Raw genomic sequence first — 21,861 nt, 5'->3', positions numbered from 1 at the left:
GGCTCCATGCGACCCGACAAATTCACCTCCAAGCTGCAGGAAGCCCTGTCCGACGCCCAATCGCTCGCCGTCGGCCGGGACCACAACATGATGGAACCGCTGCACCTGCTGGCGGCCTTTATCGAACAGACGGACGGCTCCATCCGGCCACTGCTGTCCCGCGCCGGCGCCAACCTGCAGGCGCTGACACAAAAGCTCGGCCAGGCCCTGGAGCGCCTGCCCCAGGTACAGAGCCCGGACGGCGAAATCCGCCTGTCGCAGAACATGGCACGGCTGTTCAACCTCACCGACAAGCTGGCCCAGCAGCGCGGCGACCAGTACATCGCCAGCGAACTGATACTGCTGGCCATGTTCGATGACAAGGGCGAGGCCGGCAAACTGCTGCGTGACGCCGGTGTCAGCAAACCCAAACTCGAAGAGGCAATCAATCAGATGCGTGGTGGTGAAAGCGTGCAGGACCCCAATGCCGAGGAATCCCGCCAGGCGCTGGACAAATACTGCATCGACCTGACCGAACGGGCCGAGTCCGGCAAGCTGGATCCGGTCATCGGCCGCGACGAGGAAATCCGCCGCACCATCCAGGTACTGCAGCGCCGCACCAAGAACAACCCGGTGCTGATCGGCGAGCCCGGCGTCGGCAAGACCGCCATCGCCGAGGGCCTGGCCCAGCGCATCGTCAATGGCGAAGTGCCCGAAGGCCTGAAACACAAGCGCGTGCTGTCACTGGACATGGGCGCCCTGATCGCCGGTGCCAAGTTCCGCGGCGAATTCGAGGAACGCCTCAAGGCCCTGCTGAACGAGCTGGCCAAGCAGGAAGGCCAGATCATCCTCTTTATCGACGAACTGCACACCATGGTTGGCGCCGGCAAGGCCGAAGGTGCCATGGATGCCGGCAACATGCTCAAGCCCGCCCTGGCCCGGGGTGAACTGCACTGCGTCGGCGCCACCACCCTGAACGAGTACCGCCAGTACGTTGAGAAGGACGCCGCCCTGGAGCGCCGTTTCCAGAAAATCATCGTCGATGAACCCAGCGAAGAAGACACCATCGCCATCCTGCGCGGCCTGAAGGAACGCTACGAAATCCACCACGGCGTCGATATCACCGACTCGGCCATTATCGCCGCCGCACGCCTGAGCCAGCGCTATATCACCGACCGCCAGCTGCCCGACAAGGCTATCGATCTGATCGACGAAGCCGGCTCGCGCATTCGCATGGAAATGGACTCCAAGCCCGAAGACATGGACCGCCTCGAGCGGCGCCTGATTCAGCTGAAGATGGAGCGCGAAGCCCTGAAGAAGGAAACCGACGAGGCATCACGCAAGCGGCTGGAGGAGCTGGTGCAGAATATCGCCAAGCTGGAGCGCGAGTACGCCGATTTCGAAGAAATCTGGAAAGCCGAAAAGGCCACCCTGCAGGGCTCCCAGCACATCAAGGAGCAGCTGGACCAAGCCCGCGTTGAGATGGAGCAGGCGCGCCGCGCCGGCGACCTGACCCGCATGTCCGAGCTGCAGTATGGCCAGATCCCGGAGCTCGAAAAGCAACTCGCCGCCGCCGACAAGCAGGAGCCCAGGGAAACCACCCTGCTGCGCAACAAGGTCACCGAGGAAGAAGTGGCCGAAGTGGTCTCCCGCTGGACCGGCATCCCCATCAGCAAGATGCTCGAAGGCGAGCGGGAAAAGCTGCTGCGCATGGAAGAGGCGCTGCACCAGCGCGTGATCGGCCAGAACGAAGCCGTAGTCGCCGTCGCCAATGCCGTGCGCCGCTCCCGTGCCGGCCTGTCGGACCCCAACCGCCCCAACGGCAGCTTCCTGTTCCTGGGGCCCACCGGCGTCGGCAAGACCGAACTTTGCAAAACCCTGGCCAGCTTCCTGTTCGACACCGATGACGCCATGGTGCGCATCGACATGTCCGAATTCATGGAAAAACACTCGGTGGCCCGCCTGATAGGCGCCCCTCCGGGCTATGTCGGTTACGAGGAAGGCGGCTATCTCACCGAGGCCGTACGCCGCAAGCCCTACTCGGTGCTGCTGCTCGACGAAGTCGAAAAGGCACACCCGGATGTGTTCAACATACTGCTGCAGGTACTGGAAGACGGCCGCCTCACCGACGGTCAGGGCCGCACGGTGGATTTCCGCAATACCATAGTGGTAATGACCTCGAACCTGGGCTCCGACCTGATCCAGAACTTCAGCGACGATGACGACTACAGCCTGATGCAGGCCGCGGTAATGGAGTCGGTGAGCGCGCATTTTCGCCCCGAAGTCATTAACCGCATCGACGAGGTCGTGGTCTTCCACAGCCTGCGCCGTGAACAGGTGGCCGGCATCGCCGAAGTCCAGCTCGACCGGCTGCGCAAACGCCTGGCCGAACGCGATCTTACCCTCACGCTGACCAGCACCGCCATGGACAAGCTGGTCGAAGTCGGCTTCGAACCCGTCTATGGCGCCCGGCCGCTGAAACGCGCCATCCAGCGCTGGATCGAAAACCCCCTGGCCCAGAGCATCCTCGCCGGCGCCTACCCGCCGGGCCACGAAATCGCCGTGGACGTGGAAGCCGGCGAGTTCAGCTTCCGCTAGCCGCGATGACGCTCAGAGGCTAGGAGCAAGGGGAAAGTTGAAAGGGGGCAAGCAGACCGCGGCCCCCTTCCTTGTTAGTCGTGATTCGTGATTCGTGATTCGTGATTCGTGATTCGTGATTCGTGATTCGTGATTCGTGATCAGGTTACGCCAACCAATCACCATTCACTAATTACCAATGACGATCGGTAATTCGTGAGTAGTAATTCGTAATTAGCAAGAGCAGCCACAATGGGTGCTTCGAATAACCAATTACCAATAACCAATTACCCATCACGGACCACCAGCTTTCCCCTTTCCCCTTTCACTGCTGTTCACCCTTTCACCTGCGTTCTTCTGCCCGGCTAGTCCTCTCCCCGCTCAGGCTCTACAATAGCCACCCCTTTCAGATTCCGGAATTGAACCCATGCTTGGCACTGCCCTCACCCCTGGCGCCACCCGAGTCCTGCTCTGTGGCTGCGGCGAACTCGGCAAGGAAGTGGTTATCGAACTGCAGCGCCTGGGTGTCGAGGTTATCGCCGTCGATCGCTACGCCAATGCTCCAGCCATGCAGGTGGCGCACCGCAGCCATACCATCAACATGCTGGATGGTGCTGCCCTGCGGGCGGTGATCGAACAGGAAAAACCGGATCTGATAGTGCCGGAAATCGAGGCGCTGGCTACAGAGACCCTGCTGCAGCTGGAACAGGAAGGCTTCACCGTGGTACCCACGGCACGGGCTACCCGCCTGACCATGGACCGCGAAGGTATTCGCCGCCTGGCCGCCGAAGAGCTTGAGCTGCCGACCTCCGCCTACCGCTTTGCCGACACCCTGGAAGAATACCGCGACGCCATCGCCGCCATCGGCATTCCCTGCGTCATCAAGCCGGTGATGAGTTCATCCGGCAAGGGCCAGAGCCTGGTACGCAGCCCTGCTGATATCGACGCCGCCTGGGACTACGCCCAGCAGGGTGGCCGCGCCGGCAAGGGCCGGGTGATCGTTGAGGGCTTTGTGGATTTTGATTACGAGATCACCCTGCTGACGGTCAATGCCGTGGACGGCATCCACTTCTGCGCCCCCATCGGTCACCGCCAGGAAGACGGCGACTACCGCGAGTCCTGGCAGCCCCAGGCCATGTCAGCGCTGGCGCTGGAACGCTCGCAGCAGCTGGCGCGCCGCCTGGTGGAGAACCTGGCAGGACGCGGACTTTACGGCGTGGAGCTGTTTATCAAGGGCGATAACGTCTGGTTCAGCGAAGTGTCGCCGCGCCCCCACGACACCGGGCTGGTGACGCTCATTTCCCAGGACATGTCGGAATTTGCCCTGCATGTGCGCGCTATCCTGGGCCTGCCCATCGGCCAGATCAGCCAGCAGGGCCCGAGCGCCTCGGCGGTGATTCTGGGGAACGGCCACTCCAGCAACCTGCGCTTTGACGGTGTTGCCGATGCCCTCGCCGTGCCCGGCACCGCGCTGCGCCTGTTCGCCAAGCCCGAAATTGACGGCCAGCGCCGCCTGGGCGTCGCTCTTGCCAAGGCAGACAGCATCGACACCGCCATCGCCCGCGCACTGGAAGCTGCCGGAAAAATCAAGATAAGCTATTGAGATACAGTGGAAAATAGCCAGGTGAAAGTGGCAAGGTAAAAGGGCGTCATTCGTAATTCAAAGCGCGTAAGCCGACCGCTCTTCCGAATGACTAATGACGCCCGGTTAATGGTGATTGGTCACTCGTGAATTGCAGCCCAACGGTTAGCGCTTGTCTTGCACCTATGACTAATTACTAATGACCAATGACGACCCGTGATTCGTGATTCGTGATTCGTGATTCGTGATTCGTGATTCGTGATTCGTGATTCGTGATTCGTGATTCGTGATTCGTGATTCGTGATTCGTGATCAGGTTACGCCAACCCATCACCATTCACTACCAATGACAGCCGGTGATTGGTGAGTAGTAACTCGTAATTAGCAAGAGCAGCCACGATGGGTGCTCGAATGACCAATTACCAATCACTATTTACCAATTACCAATGACCCGTCACAGGCCACCGGCTTGCCCCTTTCTCCTTTGACCTGCTTTTTACCGCAGCAGGCGGGCGCCGTACAGCAGTATCACGGCGCCGAGGGTCGCGGTGATGATGGAGCCCACAAAGCCGCCACTGCGCACGCCCAGAAGATCAAACAGCAGGCCGCCGACCACGGCGCCAACGATACCCAGTACTATGTTGCCGACCAGCCCGAAGCCGCGCCCCTTCATGATGGTGCCCGCCAGCCAGCCGGCAATGGCGCCGATCAGCAGAAAAATCAGAATGCCCATGCGTCCACTCCCTGTAAAATCAAATCAGGCACCAGTATACACAGCAAACTTATCCACAGCGCAGAACAGTGGCACAGCTTCGAGGACAGATTCATGAGCCCGGCAACATCAATCTGGCAGCGACTTCTGGCGCGGTGGCGTCCCGATCGCTGCCGCAGCCTGATCATGCTGGGCATCGACTCCGGCTGCCACCGCTGGCACGGCGCCCTCAGCGAGGGCAGCGCCTTTCGAATTCGCGTCTTTATCGATGACGAGCCCTGGAACCACCGCACCCGTATCGGCGATGCCCCGGTGCATTATCCCAGCGAACTGCTGGCGCTGCTGCAAAAGCACCGGGCCTGCGCCCTGCTGCAGGTAGAAGACAACGCCCGGCCGGCTATAGACGCTACAATGCTCGATGAAATCGCCCGGCTGAAGATCCCGCTGCTGACGCTGCCGGCACAGCTGCCCCGGGATCCCGCCGCCGTGCTGCGCCAGATGCTGACAAGCCGAGCACCTGAGCGCTGAACTGTCACCCAAGCAACGAGGACATTCCATGACCCCGGCCAAGGCCTTTCACGCCCATGTTTACTTTGATGCCCAGACACAATCGCAGGCCACCGATCTGTGCCAGCAGGCCGGCGAGATCCTTGGGCTGCGGGTAGGCCGGGTACACTGCAAGCCGGTCGGGCCACACCCGCGCTGGAGCTGCCAGCTGTCCGACAGTATCGACAACTTCGGCGCCAGCCTCGCCTGGCTGGCCCAGCACCGCAACGGCCTGACCATCTTCTGCCACCTGGTGACGGATGACGATCTCAAAGATCACACCGACCACGCCATCTGGATGGGCGCCATGCTGCCACTGGATCTGAGTATTTTTCAGTAAGCGCTTTCGACGACCAGCTCGGCGCGTCCGTCCAGCTGCTCGGGCCAGTCGCGCCGGGTCATGACCTGGCCCCGCAGACGCACGTCATGCAGGGCGGCAAAATCCAGCTCGCACAGCAGCCAGTTCGATTGCGCGGTGTTTTCCGACGCGCTCTGGGCCAGCACGCCATCATCCGGCAGACCGTAATCCGGCGGCAGATAGAGCGCCGCCCGGCCGGTATTGATATCCAGCGCTGGCGACCAGGGTGCCAGACCCGCCGTCGGCGCCTGCAGCACCGCCACCTGTCCCTCCAGCGCCCGCGCCTGGCAACCAATGCGTACACGGTGAAAGCCTGCGCGGGTATCGGTGCAGCTCGGCGCCAGAATCAGATCGACGCCAGCCTCGGTGAGCCTGCGTCCCAGCAGCGGAAATTCGGTGTCGTAGCAGATCAAAATGCCGACTCGACCAAAGGCTGTTTCAAACACACGCAGGCCGGAGCCCGCACCAATCAGCCATTGCTCGCGTTCAAAACGCGTCATGATCAGCTTGTCCTGATGCCCGGCCATGCCATCGGGGCCAAACAGCCAGCAGCGGTTACGGTAGATGCCATCCGTATCCAGCACCGCCACCGACCCCGGACACAGCCAGATACCGTGCTCCCGGGCCAGCGACTCGCACAGTGCCAGCCAGCGCGGAATCAGCGGTTGCAGCTGGGCGATGGACGCCTGCAGATCACTGCGTACCGCCTCCGGCAACTGCCCGCTCAGCGCCATGCCGGCATATTCGGGCAACAGCAGCAGGCTCGCGCCCTGGCCCACCGCATCATCCACCAGCGCCCGCAAATGAGATTCATAGCTATCCCAGTCCGGCAGCAGCGCGATAACGTACTGGCAGGCGGCCAGCGTCACGCGGCTCATGCCAGCGTCCTCAGCCAGAACGACAGCGACTTGAGCGACTCGCTCTCCTCACCTATGTCCTTCCAGCTCAATTGGGTGCGCAGCTGAGGTGCATGGCGATAACCTCGTTTGTGCCAGAATCCATTCAGCGGCACATAGTCCGTCGGGCGGCGCGGATGGTCCTCCTCGCGCTCCACGGCGCAAAAGGCACAGACACGCAGCCCCAGCGCCCTGGCATGGCGCTCGCGTTCGGCAAAAAAGCGCACGCCCAGACCCTGGCCGCGATACTCGGATAACAGCACCGACTCGCCGAAATAGAAAATATTCTCGGTAGCGTGCCCGGCGTCCTCAAACGGACGCTTGAACGCCTCGGCCTCATCCGCCAGCGGTACGCCGGTAGCAACGCCCACCACACGCTCGCCATCCAGCGCCAGCACAAACAGACTGCACAGCGACGCCGAATAACGGCTGATATAGTCGCGTTCGTAGTCCAGATCGCCATCGTACAGGTACGGAAAGGCACGAAACACGCTGATGCGCAGCCGCGCCAGGTCCGCCACATAGGGCCCTATATCAGCGCCACGGATGACCTTGACCTGCACGGTTGCGCCCGCGCTTGGGTTATTCTGCATGGGGTCGACTTGCCCGGCGCTGCCCGTCATCGAAACGCTCTCCTGTTACGCCAAAACGCCTGTTATACCACGCTGGCATATCCGCACCTGACTGGAAGCGACATCTGCGTGATTCGTGATTCGTAGTGAGTAGTAATTGGTGATTAGTTATTGGTAATTCGAAGCGTTTATTCTGAAAGTTATTTATAATAACGATTTACCAATGACTAATAACGTCCCGTGATTCGTAGAACATCCGTCTGTTGTAGCTTCCTGCTTTTCACCAATTACTATTTACTAATAACCAATTACGACCAGTGATTCGTGATTCGTGATTCGTGATTCGTGATTCGTGATTCGTGATTCGTGATTCGTGATTCGTGATTCGTGATTCGTGATTCGTGATTCGTGATTCGTGATTCGTGATTCGTGATTCGTGATTCGTGATTCGTGATTCGTGATTCGTGATTCGTGATTCGTGATCAGCGTGCAGGGCCAATCCACCAATTACCAATAACTATTTACCAATTACCAACCACCTGCTTTCACCTTTAACCTTTCCCCTGCTTCCCCCCCTTTAACCTGCTTTCCAACCTTTCACCTTGCCCCTTCTTGGCCACTGCGCGGCAAGCCGACAGACAGCAGTGCGGCCAAGCCGACGAACAGACTCGATACCCAGAGGCAGGCTTCCAGACCTGCGGTTTGGTACAGCCAGCCCGACAGCAGTGTGCCGATCAGGCGCCCCATGGCATTGGCCATGTAGTAAAAGCCCACATCCAGCGAGACTCCGTCGCGGCTAGCGTAGCTGACGATCAGATAGCTGTGCAGGGATGAGTTGATCGCAAAGAGCACGCCAAACAGCATCAGGCCTCCGAGCAGCACAGTGGCGGTATCCAGCCCGGTATCAAGCCCCAGGGCGATGGCCGCCGGCAGCAGCGAGAGCACCAGTGCCCAGACAAAGGCGCTACGCCCGTCCGGCACCCGCCCGGACTTGCGGCCTGTGAACCAGGGGGCAGCGGACTGCACCAGCCCATAGCCAATGACCCAGAGCGCCAGAAAGCTGCCCACGGACCAGTGATCCCAGCCCAGGGACGTCGCCAGAAACACCGGCAGCGCCACCACGAACCAGACATCCCTAGCGCCAAACAGAAACAGCCGCGCCGCCGACAACCGGTTGATCGCCGCGCTCTTGGAGAACAGATCGCGGAATTTCGGCTTGACCCTGGCCCGCCCCAGGTCCTTTTTAAGCAACACAACACTGCCGAGCCAGACCAGCGCCAACATCACCGCCATCACAGCCACCGCCAGCTGAAACCCCAGCAGGCTGAGCAAGGCACCGCCGAGGAAAAAACCCACGCCCTTGAGCGCATTCTTGGAGCCTGTCAGCAGTGCGACCCAGCGATAGAGCGCGCCCTGGGCCTCCCCCGGCACCAGCAGCTTGATGGCGCTCTTGGCGCTCATCTTGTTCAGATCCTTGGCGATACCCGACAGCGCCTGGGCTGCCATCACCCAGGCCACCGTCAGGCTCGGTGCCGGCACTAACAGCATGGCCAGCGCCACCACCTGCAGCGCCAGGCCCAGATTCATGGTGCGATTCAGACCCAGGCGCGCACCCAGCCAGCCTCCCAGCAGATTGGTCACCACGCCGAACAGCTCATAGAACAGAAACAGCAGCGCAATCTGCAGCGGGCTATAACCCAGGCCGTGGAAATGCAGCACCACCAGCATGCGCAGGGCGCCGTCGGTGAGGGTGAAAGCCCAGTAGTTGGCCGTCACCAGCAGATACTGACGCACTCCGTCTGAAAGCGAAGCCAGCATGTCAGGCGCTCTGATCCCGCAGGCCCAGCATGCGCGCCAGCTCCGCCACCCGGTTGGCGTAACCCCACTCGTTGTCGTACCAGGCATAGAGTTTCACCTGGGTGCCGTTGATCACCAGAGTCGAGAGGGCATCAATAATACTGGAGCGCGGATCTGTCTTGTAATCCACCGATACCAGCGGGCGCTCCTCGTAACCGAGAATGCCCTTGAGTTCGTTTTCGGCCGCCTGCTTCAGCAAGGCGTTCACTTCCTCCACCGTGGTGGTACGCTCGACCTCGAACACGCAGTCGGTGATGGAGGCATTGGCCAGCGGCACCCGAATGGCGTGGCCGTTCAGGCGCCCCTTGAGCTCGGGAAAGATCTCGGTAATGGCCGTGGCAGAACCCGTGGTGGTCGGGATCAGACTGGTACCGCAGGCGCGGGCGCGACGCAGATCCTTGTGCGGCGCATCGAGTATGGTCTGGGTGTTAGTCAGATCATGGATAGTGGTGATGGAGCCATGGCGAATGCCCAACCCCTGCTGGATCACCTTGACCACCGGTGCCAGACAGTTAGTAGTGCAGGAGGCTGCCGTGACTATGCGGTGCTGCGCCGGATCGTAGAGGCCATGGTTCACGCCCATCACCATATTCAGCACCCCGGGCTCTTTCACCGGCGCCGTCACCAGCACCCGCTTCACGCCCTGATCCAGATAAGCCTGCAGCAGCGCACGGGTTTTCATCTTGCCGGACGCCTCTATCACCAGATCGCAGCCCGACCAGTCAGTCTCACCGATCACCTTGTTACCACTGGTGCGAATACGCTGCCCGTCTACCAGAATGGCATCAGCCTCGCTGCCGGCTTCATGCTGCCAGCGGCCATGAATCGAATCGAAGGTCAGTAAGTGCGCCAGGGTTGCAGCATCACCCGCAGGATCATTAATCTGCACGAACTCCACTTCCGGCCAGCCCCAGGCCGCTCGCAGCGCCAGCCGCCCCATGCGGCCAAAGCCGTTAATACCAATCTTGATCGTCATAACGTTTTTCCCTCAGGCCGCGTCGCCTGGAATGACCGCCATGGATGGCGGAAATCCTGAAAACGCAGGAGCGGTTTTCAGGAGAGTTTTCGAATTTCGGGACATGTGTTGGTTGTGATTCGCCATTGGTAAATCGTAAATCGTGATTCGCTGGCTATCTGCTGCCTTGTACCAATGACTAATTACTAATGACCAATTACGACCCGTGATTCGTGATTCGTGATTCGTGATTCGTGATTCGTGATTCGTGATTCGTGATTCGTGATCAGCGTGCAGGGCCAATCCACCAATTACCAATTACCAATTACCAATCACTATTTACTATTTACCAATGACGACTTACGAATGACCAATTACGCCCTTTCACCCAGCTTCACCCACACACCGGCCGCCCTCCCATGCTATCCAAACGCTGCTGGCTGGATTCAAGCCACAGACTGTTAGCCGCAAGGGTCGTGGCCAGAACCTCCCGCACCCAGGCGGCCAGCTCCGGATGCAGGCGGTAGTAGATCCACTGCCCCTGGCGCCTGTCCTGCAACAGGCCACACTTGCGCAGCTGAGCCAGGTGGCGTGATATCTTGGGCTGGCTTTCATCCAGCGCACAGATCAGCTCGCACACACAGAGCTCCTGCTCGCGCTGAATCAGCAGCAGCATGCGGGCGCGGGTTTCGTCGGCCAGGCACTTGAATACCTGGGTCGGCGTCAGCTTAGCGCTCATCTTATTGCTCCCATGCCGCTGTGGCGTTACAGCCCGTACCTGAAATTAGATATATGATAATTCACATATATGATTTTTCATATATTTAATTTACCCCGCCATCGTTACCAAACAATGACACCCAGACCCTATGACAGCGTGCAACAGCAGCATCAATCAGGCCATTTTCTGGCACGACAACTACACTCATTTGATGGATACTTGGGTTCAGGCCTGCTACGCGCTACAGAGCCCGGGGAATCATCTGTAAGGGAGTACGGATATGTCGCTCGATGGACCTTTGTTCGCCTTCAAACCTGAAGTCGAAGCCAGTGCTGCACCTGCGCAACAACAGTGGAAAATCCTCAGCGTCGAAGACGATGCCGGCTATCAGGCATCACTGCTTTTCGCGCTGGAATCCCTGGAGGTGCTGGGCCGCAAGGCGCAGCTGCTGTCAGCAGGCTCGGCCTTCGAGGCCACCCAGATCATCGCCCAGAACCCCGATATCAGCGTCATTCTGCTGGATGTCGTGATGGAGGACGACGAAGCCGGTCTGCGACTGATCGGCACCATCAGGGATGTTATCGGCAACGCTGAAGTACGCATCATTCTGCTGACCGGCCAGCCCGGCATGGCCCCGCGCGACGATGTCATGCAGCGCTACGATATCGACGATTACTGGTGCAAGTCCGAACTGACCAACGACCACCTGCTGACCATCCTTACCAGCAATATCCGCACCTGGGATCACCTGACCCAGCTGACCCAGGCCCGCCAGGGCTTGCAGATGGTGATAGATGCCAGCGAATCCATCAGCTCGAAACGGGACCTCAGCAGCTTTACCCACGCCGTGCTGACCGAGATTGGCCATATACTTGGCGTCGAGAAGGGCGGCATCCTCTGTTCCCTGCTGCAGGCCGAAAGCGCGGCCGATAACGCCGCCATTCTGGCGGCAACCGATGATTTCAGGAACCTCGTGGGCCACACCGTCAAGTCCATAGACTCCGGCGAGCTGAGACAGGCCTTTCACGAAGCCGCCCGCCGCCGCGAACATTGCTTCATCAATGGCTATTCGCTGTTCTATTTCAGCAGTTCGGCGGTCGAAAACCAGGAATATCTGGTGCTGATCAAAACACAGCGCCCACTGCTCGACACCGAAGTGAACCTGCTGCAGGTATTCAGCGAAAACATCAGTACCGGCTTTACCAATGTCGCGCTCTACAATCGACTGACCGAGCTGGCCTACAGCGATCCCTTGCTCGGCATTCCCAACCGCAACTGGCTGCTGCGCGAGCTTGGCAAGATGTCGCAGGCCCAGCGCGAGCAGGCCGAACTGGTCGTGCTGGAGATCGATGACTTCACCGACATCGGCATCGCCTTTGGCGAACCTTTCTGCAATGACCTGCTGTACTGCCTGCATCGCCAGCTGGTCGCGGCCCTATCCAGAGATATCGCCATCGCCCGCATTGACCGCAACAGCTTTGCACTGCTGGCCTGCACTAGCCAGAGCCTCGATCAGGCGTTTTTCACCCAGTTCCTGAGCCAGCCACTCATCATCGCCGACGCTGAACATCGCATCGCAGCGACCGTCACAGTGGTGTCACTGCGCCTGCAGGCCAACCGCAAGCCGGACCAGATTCTGCGTCTGGCCGAAAGCACTGTCGAGACAGCCCACAAACAAAAACTGGCCTACCTGGCCTACAACCCCGGCTTTGAACAGGATATCGCCAGCCGTTACGCCCTGCTGAGCGAGCTGCGCAGCGCGCTGTCCCTGGAACAGCTGTATCTGGAGCTGCAGCCCAAGGTGCGTCTGTCCGACGGCAAACTGATTGGATTTGAAGCCCTGGCCCGCTGGAAACACCCCAACGGCCAACAAATCCCCCCCTACCAGTTTATTTCACTGGCAGAAACCTCAGGCCTGATAGGCAGGCTGGATCAGCTTATCCTGCAGCAGACCTGCAGCGCCCTGCATTCGCTCAAGGCCGCCGGCATCGAAGTGCCCATCGCCTTCAACGTCTCCTCCCCGGACCTGATAGAACCCAGATTCTTCAACCGCATGCTGAGCCTGATTCAGGAGGCCAATATCAGCCCCAACCAGCTCGAGCTCGAAATTACCGAAACCCAGGCCGTCAAGGATTACAGCCGCGTCTCACCCCACCTGCGCAAGCTGATATCACTGGGAATGGGGGTCAGTATTGATGACTTTGGCATCGGCTACTCCTCCCTGAGCCATATCACGGATCTGGCCGCCACTACCCTTAAAATCGACAAGTCCTTTATCGACCGGCTTGGCCATTCCCGCGCCGACGAACAGGTGGTGGAGATGATTTTGCGCCTCGGCGAGTGCTTCGGCTTCACCATCATTGCCGAGGGCATTGAAACCGAACCCCAGCGTCTGACCTTGCAGAACCGGGGCTGCCTGCAGGGGCAGGGATACCTGTTTGCACGCCCGATGTCACTGCCCAAAGCCATTGAATGGGCCAGAGCACAGGCCTCATGACCGCCAGACGCGAGCCATCGGTGCGGCAGAAAGCCTTCAGCAACGACCAGCGCTTCATCGCCACCCTGACGGCGATGTTACTGCTGCTGCTGACCCTGCTCGCCGCAGGGGGCTTCTTTGCCTATATAGGGCTCTTCGGACTGCAGATGAATACATTTGAAAACCGCCAGAACCTGCGTGTCGAGCGGGTGATCTCGGCGTTCAGCCGGGAACTCGGGCATATCCGCAACCTGACCCGCGTGCTGCAAAACAGCCCATCGGTGCAGCAGGCACTGGACGCCGGGCAGCCAGCAGACCTGGACGCCCTCGCCGCCAGCTTTGTGCGTTTCGCCCGCGCTGTGCCGGCCATTTCCCAGGTGCGCTGGCTCGATCCCAGCGGTGAGGAGAAGGTACGCATCAACCTGAGCCAGGGGCGCCCTTACCGCGTAGGCGAGGCGGAGCTGCAGAACAAGGCGCAACGCTACTACTTCCAGGAAGCGCTGCGCACCGCGCCCGGGCAGGTTTACCTGTCGAGGCTAGACCTCAACCTGGAACACAACCTCATAGTACGGCCGCTGGAACCCAGCCTGCGGGCCAGCATACTTACAGGCGCACATGACGACCAGCACCCCGGCGTGCTGGTCATCAACATCAATCTGACGGCGTTTTTCGAGCAGCTGCGCTCCCTGTCCGACTCCCGCATGACGCTCGAGCTGGTGGATGAACAGGGCTATTGGCTGCTCCACCCTGAGCGGGAGCGGGAATGGGGCTTGCAGCTGAATCGCCGCGACCAGAACCTTGGCCTGCTCTCGCCAGCCCTGTGGCAATCACTGACCCGCCCTCAAACCGGCGACAACCTGCTGCAGGGTGGCAGGCTCTGGAGTTCTGCGCGCCTGCACTATGATCTTGATGCCACCGACAAGAGCACGCCCGCACATGCCTTTGTGCTGGTTGCCAGCGCCCCGGGGGCCATCGCCAAGATCCGCACCCACCTGCTCACGGCCGTCATCCTGGCGGGCCTTGTACTGCTGGCCCTCGGGCTGGCTGCACTCTATCACCTGTACCGGACCCACCGGGAGCGAGCCCGGCTCAGCGTAGCCCTGGAACAGGAACAGCAACAACTGGTGCGCGCCTACAGCAATCTTGAGCAGTCCCATATTCAGTTGCATGAGCTGCAGGACGAACTGGTGGAGTCACGCCGACTGTCATCCCTGGGGATGATGGTCGCAGGCGTTGCCCATGAGCTGAATACGCCCACCGGCGGCGCCCTGATGGCCATTTCCACCCTGCAGACACAGCTGCAAAAACTGCAGACCAGTGTGCGCGAGGGCATGACCCGCACGGCGCTGGACAGCTTTCTTAGCCACACCGAAAGCGGGCTGCAACTGGCGGAGCAGAACCTGCGCCGCGCCGCCGACCTGATTCGCAGCTTCAAGCGCATGGCGGTTGATCGCAGCCACAACGAGATCAGCCGCTTTGACCTGGCGGAGCTGATACGCGACCTGAGAAATTCCCTCAGCCACCGCCTGAAAAAGTCTCCGATCGGCCTGGTCATGGATATCCACGAACCGCTGCAACTCACCGGCTACCCCGGCATCCTGTCCCAGGTGCTGCAAAACCTGATCGACAACGCCCTCAGCCATGGATTTAAACCCGGACACTCAGGCGAAATTCACGTGACGGCCACGCTTAGCGGCGAGCGGCTGCTCCTGAGTGTCAGCGATAACGGCCAGGGCATAGACCCACAGGTACGCGACGCCCTGTTCGACCCCTTCGTGACCTCCAGGCGCAGCGAAGGCCATACCGGCCTTGGCCTGCACCTGGTGCATCAGTGGGTTTATCAGCTACTTGAGGGATCGATGAGCGTCGAGTCAGACGCGACAGGCACCAGCTTCAGCCTCGATATTCCGCTGGAGGTGAAAGGCGGTTTGTAAATCGTTATTGGTAATTGGTAATTGGTAGAGAGGTCGGGCGGGCTTCTCGAACCACTAATTACTAATCACGAATTACTACTCAATCACGAACCTTTACAGGCAGATCTTGCGGCGGGTCTTGAGCGGGAATGGCAGGGCATCGCACAGCAGTTGCTGCTGGCCGGTGCTTTCCACCAGGGTTAGCAGGCGCCGGGCTTCGGCGTTGCTGTAGGCCACTGTGCGGCGGATGGATTCAAGCGTCTGGTCGCGCTGGGCCATGCTGAGCTGCGGCCAGGCCAGCAGGCCGATTTCCGCCAGCCAGCGGTTGGCGTCGATACGCCAGGGGCCAAGTTCGAAACCCTGCGCAAACGCCCTATCGAACTCGCTATCAAATTCCTGCAAACGCAGTTTTACATAGGCCAGCTGCACCCAGCTGTAGGGCCAGTCCGGACGGGCCGTCACGGCAATGCGATAGGCATCCCGCGCCGCTTGCCGGGAAGGCTCTGCTGCGGCATCGCCAAAGGGTGCGAAGGCATGCTGCCATTCGTAAATGCGCCCCAGACGGTCGTAATGATCACCATCGGTGCCGGGGTAAAAGGTTACCGCCCGCTGTGCCGCCGCCTGCGCCACCGCCCAGGCACGGGGCGCAGGCGTTGTGGCGGATCGGTTCCAGTCCTTGATAAAGCTTTCGGCCTGGTAGCTGGCCATGCCGGCAAGCAGCAGGCGCCCGCCCAGCACTGCCAGGGTCAGGGCAAGCAGCAAAAGCAGCCCCCAGCCCAGCCGGGCAAAGCGACTCGCCGTCGGCGCCGCCGATGGCGATGGCGAGGAGCGGCGGCGGCGTTTTTGTGGTTCCGGGGATACTTGTATCTGCGCCGTACTCATGGGCAATCACTCACTGAAAATGCACCTGGGCGATTTTCCACGGCATCTCGGTCACCAGCGCCCGGGCGCGGGCCTCACCGATCACCTGGGCTGCGGCTTCAACGCCTGCGTGCAGCAGTGGCGGGCGATGTTCGGTGTTGTGGGCATCGGAGGCCAGAATGGTGACACAGTCCTGCGCCAACATATCCAGCGCCACTTCCTGCGCCCGCTCACCGAAATGACCGGCCACGGATGCCGCCGTCAGCTGCGTCAGACAACCCTGATCCAGAAAAGCCTTGAGGCGGGAAGGCGTGCGCATAAAGCCCTTGTTACGCTCAGGGTGCGCAATCATCGGCACTATATCGCGATCGAGCAGCCACTGGGTCAGGCGTTCGGCCCCGAAGGGAATCTCGCCGTGGGGGAACTCCAGCAGCAGCACCTTGCGCCCCTCCCACTCACCGAGAAACGGAATCTGCTTCTGACCTATCCCCAGCATCAGCTCCATGCCAAAACGCACCTCGGCGGCGGTCGCCACCTGCAACTCAATCGCCGCATCCGCCAGGGCCGAGACGAAGCGCTGCTTGGCCGCGGCTATGGTGGCAGGCGTATTTTCGTAGCGCCCGGGATGGATATGGGGCGTACACACCAGGTGCGTAATCCCCTCGGCCACGGCGAGGCGAGCCAGCGCCACCGAGGCTTCGATATCCGCCGCGCCATCATCGATGCCGGGCAACAGGTGGTTATGCAGATCAATCATGCCCATTCAGCCTGTGGTTATCGCATCGTGAATCGTGATCAGCATGCTGGTTTCGCCAACCAATCACCAATCACTATTTACCAATTAATAATGACCAAAAGCAGGTAGTGATTGGTCATTCGTGAATAGTGATTGGTACCCAATCGAACCGGGCACCACGAATTACGAATTACGAATGACAAATGACAAATGACGAATTACCCATCACGCCTTTGCACCTTGAACCTTGCACCTTTTACCTTGGTCCTGCTTTTAATCTCTACGCTTTTTCGCCTTTGCTGTAGCCGTAGTAGTCGTAATAACCACCGTAGTTGTAGCCGTATTTCTGCGCTTTCTTCACGTCTACCTGGTTCAGGATCACGCCCTTCACCGGTGCCCGGTTCTGCAGCAACTGACCCACACCCTTCTGGGCCAGGGGAATGGACGTATCCTCAGACTTGATAACGTAAATCACGGCATCGGCATGGGTCGACAGCACCATCGCATCGCTCACCGCCTGGGTCGGCGCCGAGTCGATAATGATGCGTTCATACTTGTCTTTCAGGTACTCCAGCACCTTGGCAAAGCGCGGCGAAGACAGCAGTTCCAGCGGGTTGGGCGGCACTGTGCCGGCACCCATCACATCGATGCCATCGTGGCTGCTGATGCACTCTTCCAGCTTGGCCGTACCGGCCACCAGGTTGGCCAGGCCCGGCGTACCCACTGGCAGCTCGAAGTTCTTGGCGATACTGGGGCGGCGCATGTCGGCATCGATCAGCAGTACCTTTTCCATCTGCCCCAGAGCGAACGCCAGGTTCGAGGAGACCGAGCTCTTGCCTTCGCCCGGCACTGAAGAGGTGACGACCATGACCTTGTGCGGGTTATCCAGCCCCGACAGCACTATGCCGGTACGGATGGTGCGAATCGACTCGGAAAAGGACTTGTCCTGATCCAGGTTGAACAGCCGCGCGATGGTCTTGCGTTCCTTGCCCCTGATTACCGGCAGAATACCCAGCACCGGCAGGTTGAGCTTGCCCTCGACATCGTCGGTGCTCTTGAAGGTGTTGTTCAGCGCCTCCAGCAGCAGGGTAATACCGATACCGGCAAAGAGCGCCAGCAGACCCGCCAGGGCAACAATCAGGCTCTTCTTCGGCTTGATGGGCGCATCCGGCACCACGGCGCGGTCGACAATGCGCGCATTGGCCGCTTCCAGATCCGAGGTGGCCGAGGTTTCCTTCAGGCGCGTCATGAAAGTGTCGTAGAGCGAACGGTTACCGTCGACTTCACGCTGCAGCTCGCGCAGCTTGAATTCCTTGCGGGTAATGTCCTGAATTTCGTTCTTGTTGCGCTCGAACGAAGACTGCAGCGAACCTTCGTTGGCCACCGCCAGCTGATACTCCCGTTCGATACCGGCCACCACCTGGTCAACCTGGGTTTTCAGGCTGGCCGTGGCGGCATCGAAATCGGAACGCGCGGCCTGCATCTTGGGATGCTTGGGCCCGTAGCGACGCGACAGCTCCTCAACCTTGGAGCGGGTCTTGGCCTGCTCGGATTTGAACTGCTGCACCAGCAGGTTGCTCAGTACCGCCGGCACCGACGCCATGCGCTCCCAGCCGCCACTCTTCATGGACGTTACCTGGCGATACTGGCTCTGGGCTTCGGCGCGCTCACGGCGGGCATCGATCAGGCGATCACCGGTCTGGGACAGCTCACCGGCGGCCGAGGTGGTCACACCCTGGATATCCACCAGGTTTTCGCGGTCACGGAATTCCTGCAGGCGACTTTCAGACTCCTGCAATTTTCCCTTCAGGCCCGACAGACGATCGTTCATCCAGTTGGTGGCGGTCTGGGTCATGTCCAGGCGCGCCTCCAGCTGGCTTTCGATAAAGGAGTTGGCCAGCGCATTGGCCACCAGCGCCGCCGTGCGGGCATCCGCCATTTCAAACTCAACCTTCACCAGCTGAGTCTTGCCCACCGGCGAGATAGTGGTGCGCTCGATAAAGCTGCGCACTACGGCATCGTGGATTTCAGCTTCGGTAGGCGGCAACGGCTCTTCGGCCAGATCACCCGGCAGGGTAAAGGGCAGCAGGCTCTGTAGGTTGAAACCACGCAGCAGGCCAGCGATATCCAGCAGCGGCTCGGGCTGCTGACGCGGGTCGAACTCCGGATGGGTGGTCAGGTTCAGCTCACTGACCACACGCTCCGCCAGGCCGCGGGATTTCAGCAGCTCAAACTGTGTCTGCAGGTATTCGTTGCCCGAGCCATCCAGGCCATAGACCTGCTCGATGGAGACCACCTTGGCGGCCTTCTGCTCGATCAGCAGGGTGGAGGCGGCGCGGTAGATGGGCGTGATGGTCAGTACAACCAGAGCCGCCAGCATCATCACCACCAGGGTCAGGCTGATAATGCTCCACTTGCGGCGCCACAGGGTGTTCCACAGCTGCAGCAGGTCGATTTCGTCGTCGCTGCCGGAATCCTGCAGCAGCGCGCGTTCCTTGATGAGGGTGTTATCCATACTCAGAAAAAGCTCTGGTCAATTGTAATGATGTCGCCCGGCATGATGGCCGTGTCCAGGGATGCACGCGTGGGTGTCCGGCTGCTGTCGTTGTCACGAATGATCATCATCTTGCTGTCGGAGGCGCGTTCGGTAAAACCGCCCGCCAGGGCGATGGCCTTGCGCAGCGTCAGGCCCGGCTTGAACGGATAGCCACCCGGACTTTTTACTTCACCGTTAACGAAGAACTCGCGGTATTCCAGGATGCTGACCGAGACACGGGGATCTATCAGGTAGTCTCCGCTCAGCCCGGCGATGATCAGGCGTTCGATATCAGCGGCGGTCTTGCCCAGCGCCCGCACTTCACCCAGGAAGGGGTAAGAGAAGGAGCCTGCATCGGTCAAACGCAGTTCCGACACGCTCAGGTCCTCCTCACCGAAAATAGTGATGCTGATAACATCGCCCGAGCCCAGCTTGTACTGACTGTCGCCGGCGGCATAAGCGCCCGCGCCAAAACCCAGCATGCACACAAGAACCAGAACCCGGGACAGGTACCGAACCAGCATAGAAATATCTCCTAACGAGGTTTACACAAAGCAAAAAGGGAGGGAATCATTCCCTCCCTTTCAAGTACAGACGGCCGATCAGAAACTCATGGTCAGGCTGGCCTGAACCAGGTTGCGATCAAAGTTTTCCTTGGCGACATTGGAGTCGCGCTCGGAGTACTTGTATCCCAAACCCACGGACAGCCAGCGGCGCATTTCGTAGTTCAGACCCAGGGCGATGGAATCTGTCTCGTCCTTGCGATTCAGGGCGTTGTCGTAGTCTTCTTCGGTGTGGCTATAGTTCACATCGGTAGATACGTACGAGCTCCACTCATGGTTCCAGTTCAGGCTGGTGGTGGTGTTCTCGATGTAGTTTTCTTCCACGCTACCTTCATTGAAGCTCTGACGGGTGTTCAGCGTGAAGGTCGAGTAGGTACGCGGCTGCCAGCTCACGCCAACTTGCCACACAGTGCCGCTCGGGTCCTTGCGGGAAGCGTCGTCAAAATCCTTGCTCTCGTAACCGATCTTGGCTGTACCGGTGGTCTTGGCGGTCGCCTCCCAGGTCAGACCCAGCAGGTAGGCCATGCTGTCGCTGTCCAGGTTATCGAAGGTTACGTAGTCGTAGTCGTTGTACACCACTTCGAACAGGGCACGGGTCTTGGAGGCCAGGCGGTAGTACGCGGTCGCGCTCAGGCTGTCGGTATCCCGTTCCTTGTCCTGGTTCAGGCTGCCGCTGTTGTCGTAGCGTTTCCATTCACGGTTGGCGCCCAGCTCCAGCTGCATGGTGGCGGATTCGGCACCGAAGCCGTAAACACCGCCGACGTTGTAGCTGTGGTACTTGTCATTTTCCACCAGGGATGTGGTATCGCCGGTGTCTTCCTGCTTGCTGTACGCAGCCGCCAGATCCAGCCGGTTACGGCTGTTGAATTCCATATGGGCGTCGGCATTCAGGAAATGATCGGTGTTGTCATCGTCATGGCTGGAATGATAGATCTCGCTGTTAAAGCGGTAGCCCAGCGAGTAGACATTCAGACGATCCTGAGCAGCCAGTACAAAAGAAGGCTCGATGGTGGTAATCCAGCTGGACTCTTCATCGGGGCTCGCCACTTCACGGAAGTTGTCGTCGTAGCTTTCAGACAGCTTGACCACAGGAGTCAGCGTCATACCGCCCAGGCTGAAGTTAGCCGGTTCAATGGCCAAAGCCTGGCCGGAGACCGCCGCTACAATCGCAGCAGGCAGCACTTTACGCAAAAAGGTAACGCTCATCGGATCCATCCTTGCAGAGGCATGGCAAAGTGTAAAAACAGGGAATCGCAGAGGGCCGGTAATGACCGGCCCTGGGGTCTATCAGGCGGACGGGCTGCCGGTGGAGGAAGAACCACCACCGCCGGAACCTGAAGGCACGCCGCTGCCGGTCTGGGCTGAGCCAGTACCGCTGGAACCGGTGTCACCGCCAGTATCACCGGAAGCGGCGGTCGCGGCAGACGTAATCGACGCAGCATAGGCCGGCGCTGCCGCGGTAGCTGCGGAAACAATGGTGGCAGCCTGAGCCGGTGCGGCCGTGACGGCAGCGCTGGTGATGGCAGCAGCCTGAGCCGGTGCCGCCGCAACAGCAGCAGTGACAATCGCTTCTACAGCAGCGGCATCGCCGGCAACAGAGGCCACCAGGGCGCCAATGGCTTCAGCCAGGGCATCGCCCTCAGCGGCCAGTACGGCAGCGGACTGCTCGGCCGTCAGTGCGATACCGGCATCCTGCAGTGCAGTCAGAGTAGCCTGGTCAGCCATGGCCTGGCCGGAGGCCAGAGCGACGGACAAAGATAGAGCGGTGAAAATCTTGCGCATTTTAACGTCCTCGTTATTTGCAAGTAAAAAGCGTGCCCGGCAATCGGATCCTTCAGATCTGGTACGAAGGCAATTCGCACCCGCCTACAACATGGCCAGATAAAAAGCATGCTAAACCGGGCGATTCTAAACACTTAGGTGGTGATTGGCCAGTCATACCGCAACGCAATATAAGCGTAGGCCCACCGCCGCCCGTTACCCGACCAGTAGCGCCCGCCACTGACCGTAAAACATTTGTTT

At 59.9% G+C, this 21,861-nt stretch carries 18 protein-coding genes; 6 read left to right on the top strand and 12 right to left on the bottom strand.

All coding sequences use genetic code 11. From position 1 onward, the window contains the following. Positions 1-6: 6 nt before the first annotated feature. On the top strand, positions 7-2,577 hold the full coding sequence (clpB, locus tag A8C75_RS01110) for an ATP-dependent chaperone ClpB (RefSeq protein ID WP_067376891.1): 2,571 nt from the start codon (positions 7-9) through the stop codon (positions 2,575-2,577). 406 nt (positions 2,578-2,983) lie between these two features. Continuing rightward, the gene (purT, locus tag A8C75_RS01105; protein WP_067376888.1) at positions 2,984-4,159 is read left to right on the top strand and encodes a formate-dependent phosphoribosylglycinamide formyltransferase; all 1,176 of its coding nucleotides are present in this window, start codon (positions 2,984-2,986) and stop codon (positions 4,157-4,159) included. Between the two features lie 474 nt (positions 4,160-4,633). Here purT and A8C75_RS01100 read toward each other — a convergent pair whose 3' ends face one another. Continuing rightward, positions 4,634-4,870, bottom strand: a complete 237-nt coding sequence (locus A8C75_RS01100; protein ID WP_067376885.1) for a GlsB/YeaQ/YmgE family stress response membrane protein — start codon at positions 4,868-4,870, stop codon at positions 4,634-4,636. A gap of 93 nt (positions 4,871-4,963) precedes the next feature. On the opposite strand from A8C75_RS01100, the gene A8C75_RS01095 reads away from it, so the two are divergent. After that, a complete protein-coding gene (locus A8C75_RS01095; RefSeq protein WP_067376882.1) occupies positions 4,964-5,377 on the top strand; it encodes a hypothetical protein in 414 nt (137 codons plus the stop codon). Positions 5,378-5,405: 28 nt separating this feature from the next. Beyond that, on the top strand, positions 5,406-5,735 hold the full coding sequence (locus A8C75_RS01090; protein ID WP_067376879.1) for a DOPA 4,5-dioxygenase family protein: 330 nt from the start codon (positions 5,406-5,408) through the stop codon (positions 5,733-5,735). Here A8C75_RS01090 and A8C75_RS01085 read toward each other — a convergent pair. The 5 genes from A8C75_RS01085 to A8C75_RS01065 form a co-directional block, all read right to left on the bottom strand. Further along, positions 5,729-6,631, bottom strand: a complete 903-nt coding sequence (locus A8C75_RS01085) for a carbon-nitrogen hydrolase family protein (protein ID WP_067376876.1) — start codon at positions 6,629-6,631, stop codon at positions 5,729-5,731. The two genes, A8C75_RS01090 and A8C75_RS01085, sit on opposite strands and share 7 nt — an antisense overlap. Beyond that, positions 6,628-7,272 carry a GNAT family N-acetyltransferase gene (locus A8C75_RS01080; RefSeq protein WP_227819803.1) on the bottom strand — a complete coding sequence of 215 codons (645 nt, stop codon included), beginning with the start codon at positions 7,270-7,272 and terminating at the stop codon, positions 6,628-6,630. Before A8C75_RS01080 ends, A8C75_RS01085 begins: the two co-directional genes overlap by 4 nt. 546 nt (positions 7,273-7,818) lie before the next feature. Next, on the bottom strand, positions 7,819-9,039 hold the full coding sequence (gene arsJ / locus A8C75_RS01075; RefSeq protein WP_067376873.1) for an organoarsenical effux MFS transporter ArsJ: 1,221 nt from the start codon (positions 9,037-9,039) through the stop codon (positions 7,819-7,821). Position 9,040: 1 nt separating this feature from the next. After that, positions 9,041-10,054, bottom strand: a complete 1,014-nt coding sequence (locus tag A8C75_RS01070; protein ID WP_067376870.1) for an ArsJ-associated glyceraldehyde-3-phosphate dehydrogenase — start codon at positions 10,052-10,054, stop codon at positions 9,041-9,043. Positions 10,055-10,427: 373 nt separating this feature from the next. Continuing rightward, positions 10,428-10,772 (bottom strand): metalloregulator ArsR/SmtB family transcription factor, encoded by a 345-nt coding sequence (locus tag A8C75_RS01065; protein WP_067376867.1) that lies wholly within the window; start codon positions 10,770-10,772, stop codon positions 10,428-10,430. A 262-nt stretch (positions 10,773-11,034) separates the two neighbouring features. Between A8C75_RS01065 and A8C75_RS01060 the strand changes: the two genes are divergently transcribed. After that, a complete protein-coding gene (locus tag A8C75_RS01060) occupies positions 11,035-13,251 on the top strand; it encodes a putative bifunctional diguanylate cyclase/phosphodiesterase (RefSeq protein ID WP_067376864.1) in 2,217 nt (738 codons plus the stop codon). Next, positions 13,248-15,164 (top strand): sensor histidine kinase, encoded by a 1,917-nt coding sequence (locus tag A8C75_RS01055; protein ID WP_067376861.1) that lies wholly within the window; start codon positions 13,248-13,250, stop codon positions 15,162-15,164. The genes A8C75_RS01060 and A8C75_RS01055 overlap by 4 nt, the downstream gene beginning before the upstream one ends. Positions 15,165-15,257: 93 nt before the next feature. Here A8C75_RS01055 and A8C75_RS01050 read toward each other — a convergent pair whose 3' ends face one another. From A8C75_RS01050 to A8C75_RS01025, 6 genes are all read right to left on the bottom strand, one after another. Beyond that, positions 15,258-16,025, bottom strand: coding sequence for a hypothetical protein (locus A8C75_RS01050; RefSeq protein WP_067376859.1), 768 nt, complete (start codon positions 16,023-16,025; stop codon positions 15,258-15,260). Between the two features lie 10 nt (positions 16,026-16,035). Then, the gene (locus tag A8C75_RS01045; protein WP_067376856.1) at positions 16,036-16,761 is read right to left on the bottom strand and encodes a tyrosine-protein phosphatase; all 726 of its coding nucleotides are present in this window, start codon (positions 16,759-16,761) and stop codon (positions 16,036-16,038) included. A 259-nt stretch (positions 16,762-17,020) separates the two neighbouring features. Continuing rightward, on the bottom strand, positions 17,021-19,255 hold the full coding sequence (locus A8C75_RS01040) for a GumC family protein (RefSeq protein ID WP_067376853.1): 2,235 nt from the start codon (positions 19,253-19,255) through the stop codon (positions 17,021-17,023). A 2-nt stretch (positions 19,256-19,257) separates the two neighbouring features. Next, a complete protein-coding gene (locus A8C75_RS01035; RefSeq protein WP_067376850.1) occupies positions 19,258-19,800 on the bottom strand; it encodes a polysaccharide biosynthesis/export family protein in 543 nt (180 codons plus the stop codon). Between the two features lie 78 nt (positions 19,801-19,878). Then, positions 19,879-21,045: an outer membrane beta-barrel protein gene (locus tag A8C75_RS01030; protein WP_067376848.1), complete on the bottom strand. Its 1,167-nt coding sequence runs from the start codon at positions 21,043-21,045 to the stop codon at positions 19,879-19,881. Between the two features lie 81 nt (positions 21,046-21,126). Further along, positions 21,127-21,621, bottom strand: coding sequence for a hypothetical protein (locus A8C75_RS01025; RefSeq protein WP_067376845.1), 495 nt, complete (start codon positions 21,619-21,621; stop codon positions 21,127-21,129). Positions 21,622-21,861 lie beyond the last annotated feature (240 nt).

This window comes from Marinobacterium aestuarii, from assembly GCF_001651805.1.
In the GTDB taxonomy this organism is placed as follows: Bacteria; Pseudomonadota; Gammaproteobacteria; order Pseudomonadales; family Balneatricaceae; genus Marinobacterium_A; species Marinobacterium_A aestuarii.
Note: the sequence above shows the minus strand (reverse complement) of the source record. Positions and strands in the feature narration are given on the sequence as shown.

Coding starts and splice junctions, on each gene's coding strand:
- clpB (WP_067376891.1), top strand. CDS start 7: ATGCGACCCGACAAATTCACCTCCAAGCTGCAGGAAGCCCTGTCCGAC.
- purT (WP_067376888.1), top strand. CDS start 2,984: ATGCTTGGCACTGCCCTCACCCCTGGCGCCACCCGAGTCCTGCTCTGT.
- A8C75_RS01100 (WP_067376885.1), bottom strand. CDS start 4,870: ATGGGCATTCTGATTTTTCTGCTGATCGGCGCCATTGCCGGCTGGCTG.
- A8C75_RS01095 (WP_067376882.1), top strand. CDS start 4,964: ATGAGCCCGGCAACATCAATCTGGCAGCGACTTCTGGCGCGGTGGCGT.
- A8C75_RS01090 (WP_067376879.1), top strand. CDS start 5,406: ATGACCCCGGCCAAGGCCTTTCACGCCCATGTTTACTTTGATGCCCAG.
- A8C75_RS01085 (WP_067376876.1), bottom strand. CDS start 6,631: ATGAGCCGCGTGACGCTGGCCGCCTGCCAGTACGTTATCGCGCTGCTG.
- A8C75_RS01080 (WP_227819803.1), bottom strand. CDS start 7,272: ATGACGGGCAGCGCCGGGCAAGTCGACCCCATGCAGAATAACCCAAGC.
- arsJ (WP_067376873.1), bottom strand. CDS start 9,039: ATGCTGGCTTCGCTTTCAGACGGAGTGCGTCAGTATCTGCTGGTGACG.
- A8C75_RS01070 (WP_067376870.1), bottom strand. CDS start 10,054: ATGACGATCAAGATTGGTATTAACGGCTTTGGCCGCATGGGGCGGCTG.
- A8C75_RS01065 (WP_067376867.1), bottom strand. CDS start 10,772: ATGAGCGCTAAGCTGACGCCGACCCAGGTATTCAAGTGCCTGGCCGAC.
- A8C75_RS01060 (WP_067376864.1), top strand. CDS start 11,035: ATGTCGCTCGATGGACCTTTGTTCGCCTTCAAACCTGAAGTCGAAGCC.
- A8C75_RS01055 (WP_067376861.1), top strand. CDS start 13,248: ATGACCGCCAGACGCGAGCCATCGGTGCGGCAGAAAGCCTTCAGCAAC.
- A8C75_RS01050 (WP_067376859.1), bottom strand. CDS start 16,025: ATGAGTACGGCGCAGATACAAGTATCCCCGGAACCACAAAAACGCCGC.
- A8C75_RS01045 (WP_067376856.1), bottom strand. CDS start 16,761: ATGATTGATCTGCATAACCACCTGTTGCCCGGCATCGATGATGGCGCG.
- A8C75_RS01040 (WP_067376853.1), bottom strand. CDS start 19,255: ATGGATAACACCCTCATCAAGGAACGCGCGCTGCTGCAGGATTCCGGC.
- A8C75_RS01035 (WP_067376850.1), bottom strand. CDS start 19,800: ATGCTGGTTCGGTACCTGTCCCGGGTTCTGGTTCTTGTGTGCATGCTG.
- A8C75_RS01030 (WP_067376848.1), bottom strand. CDS start 21,045: ATGAGCGTTACCTTTTTGCGTAAAGTGCTGCCTGCTGCGATTGTAGCG.
- A8C75_RS01025 (WP_067376845.1), bottom strand. CDS start 21,621: ATGCGCAAGATTTTCACCGCTCTATCTTTGTCCGTCGCTCTGGCCTCC.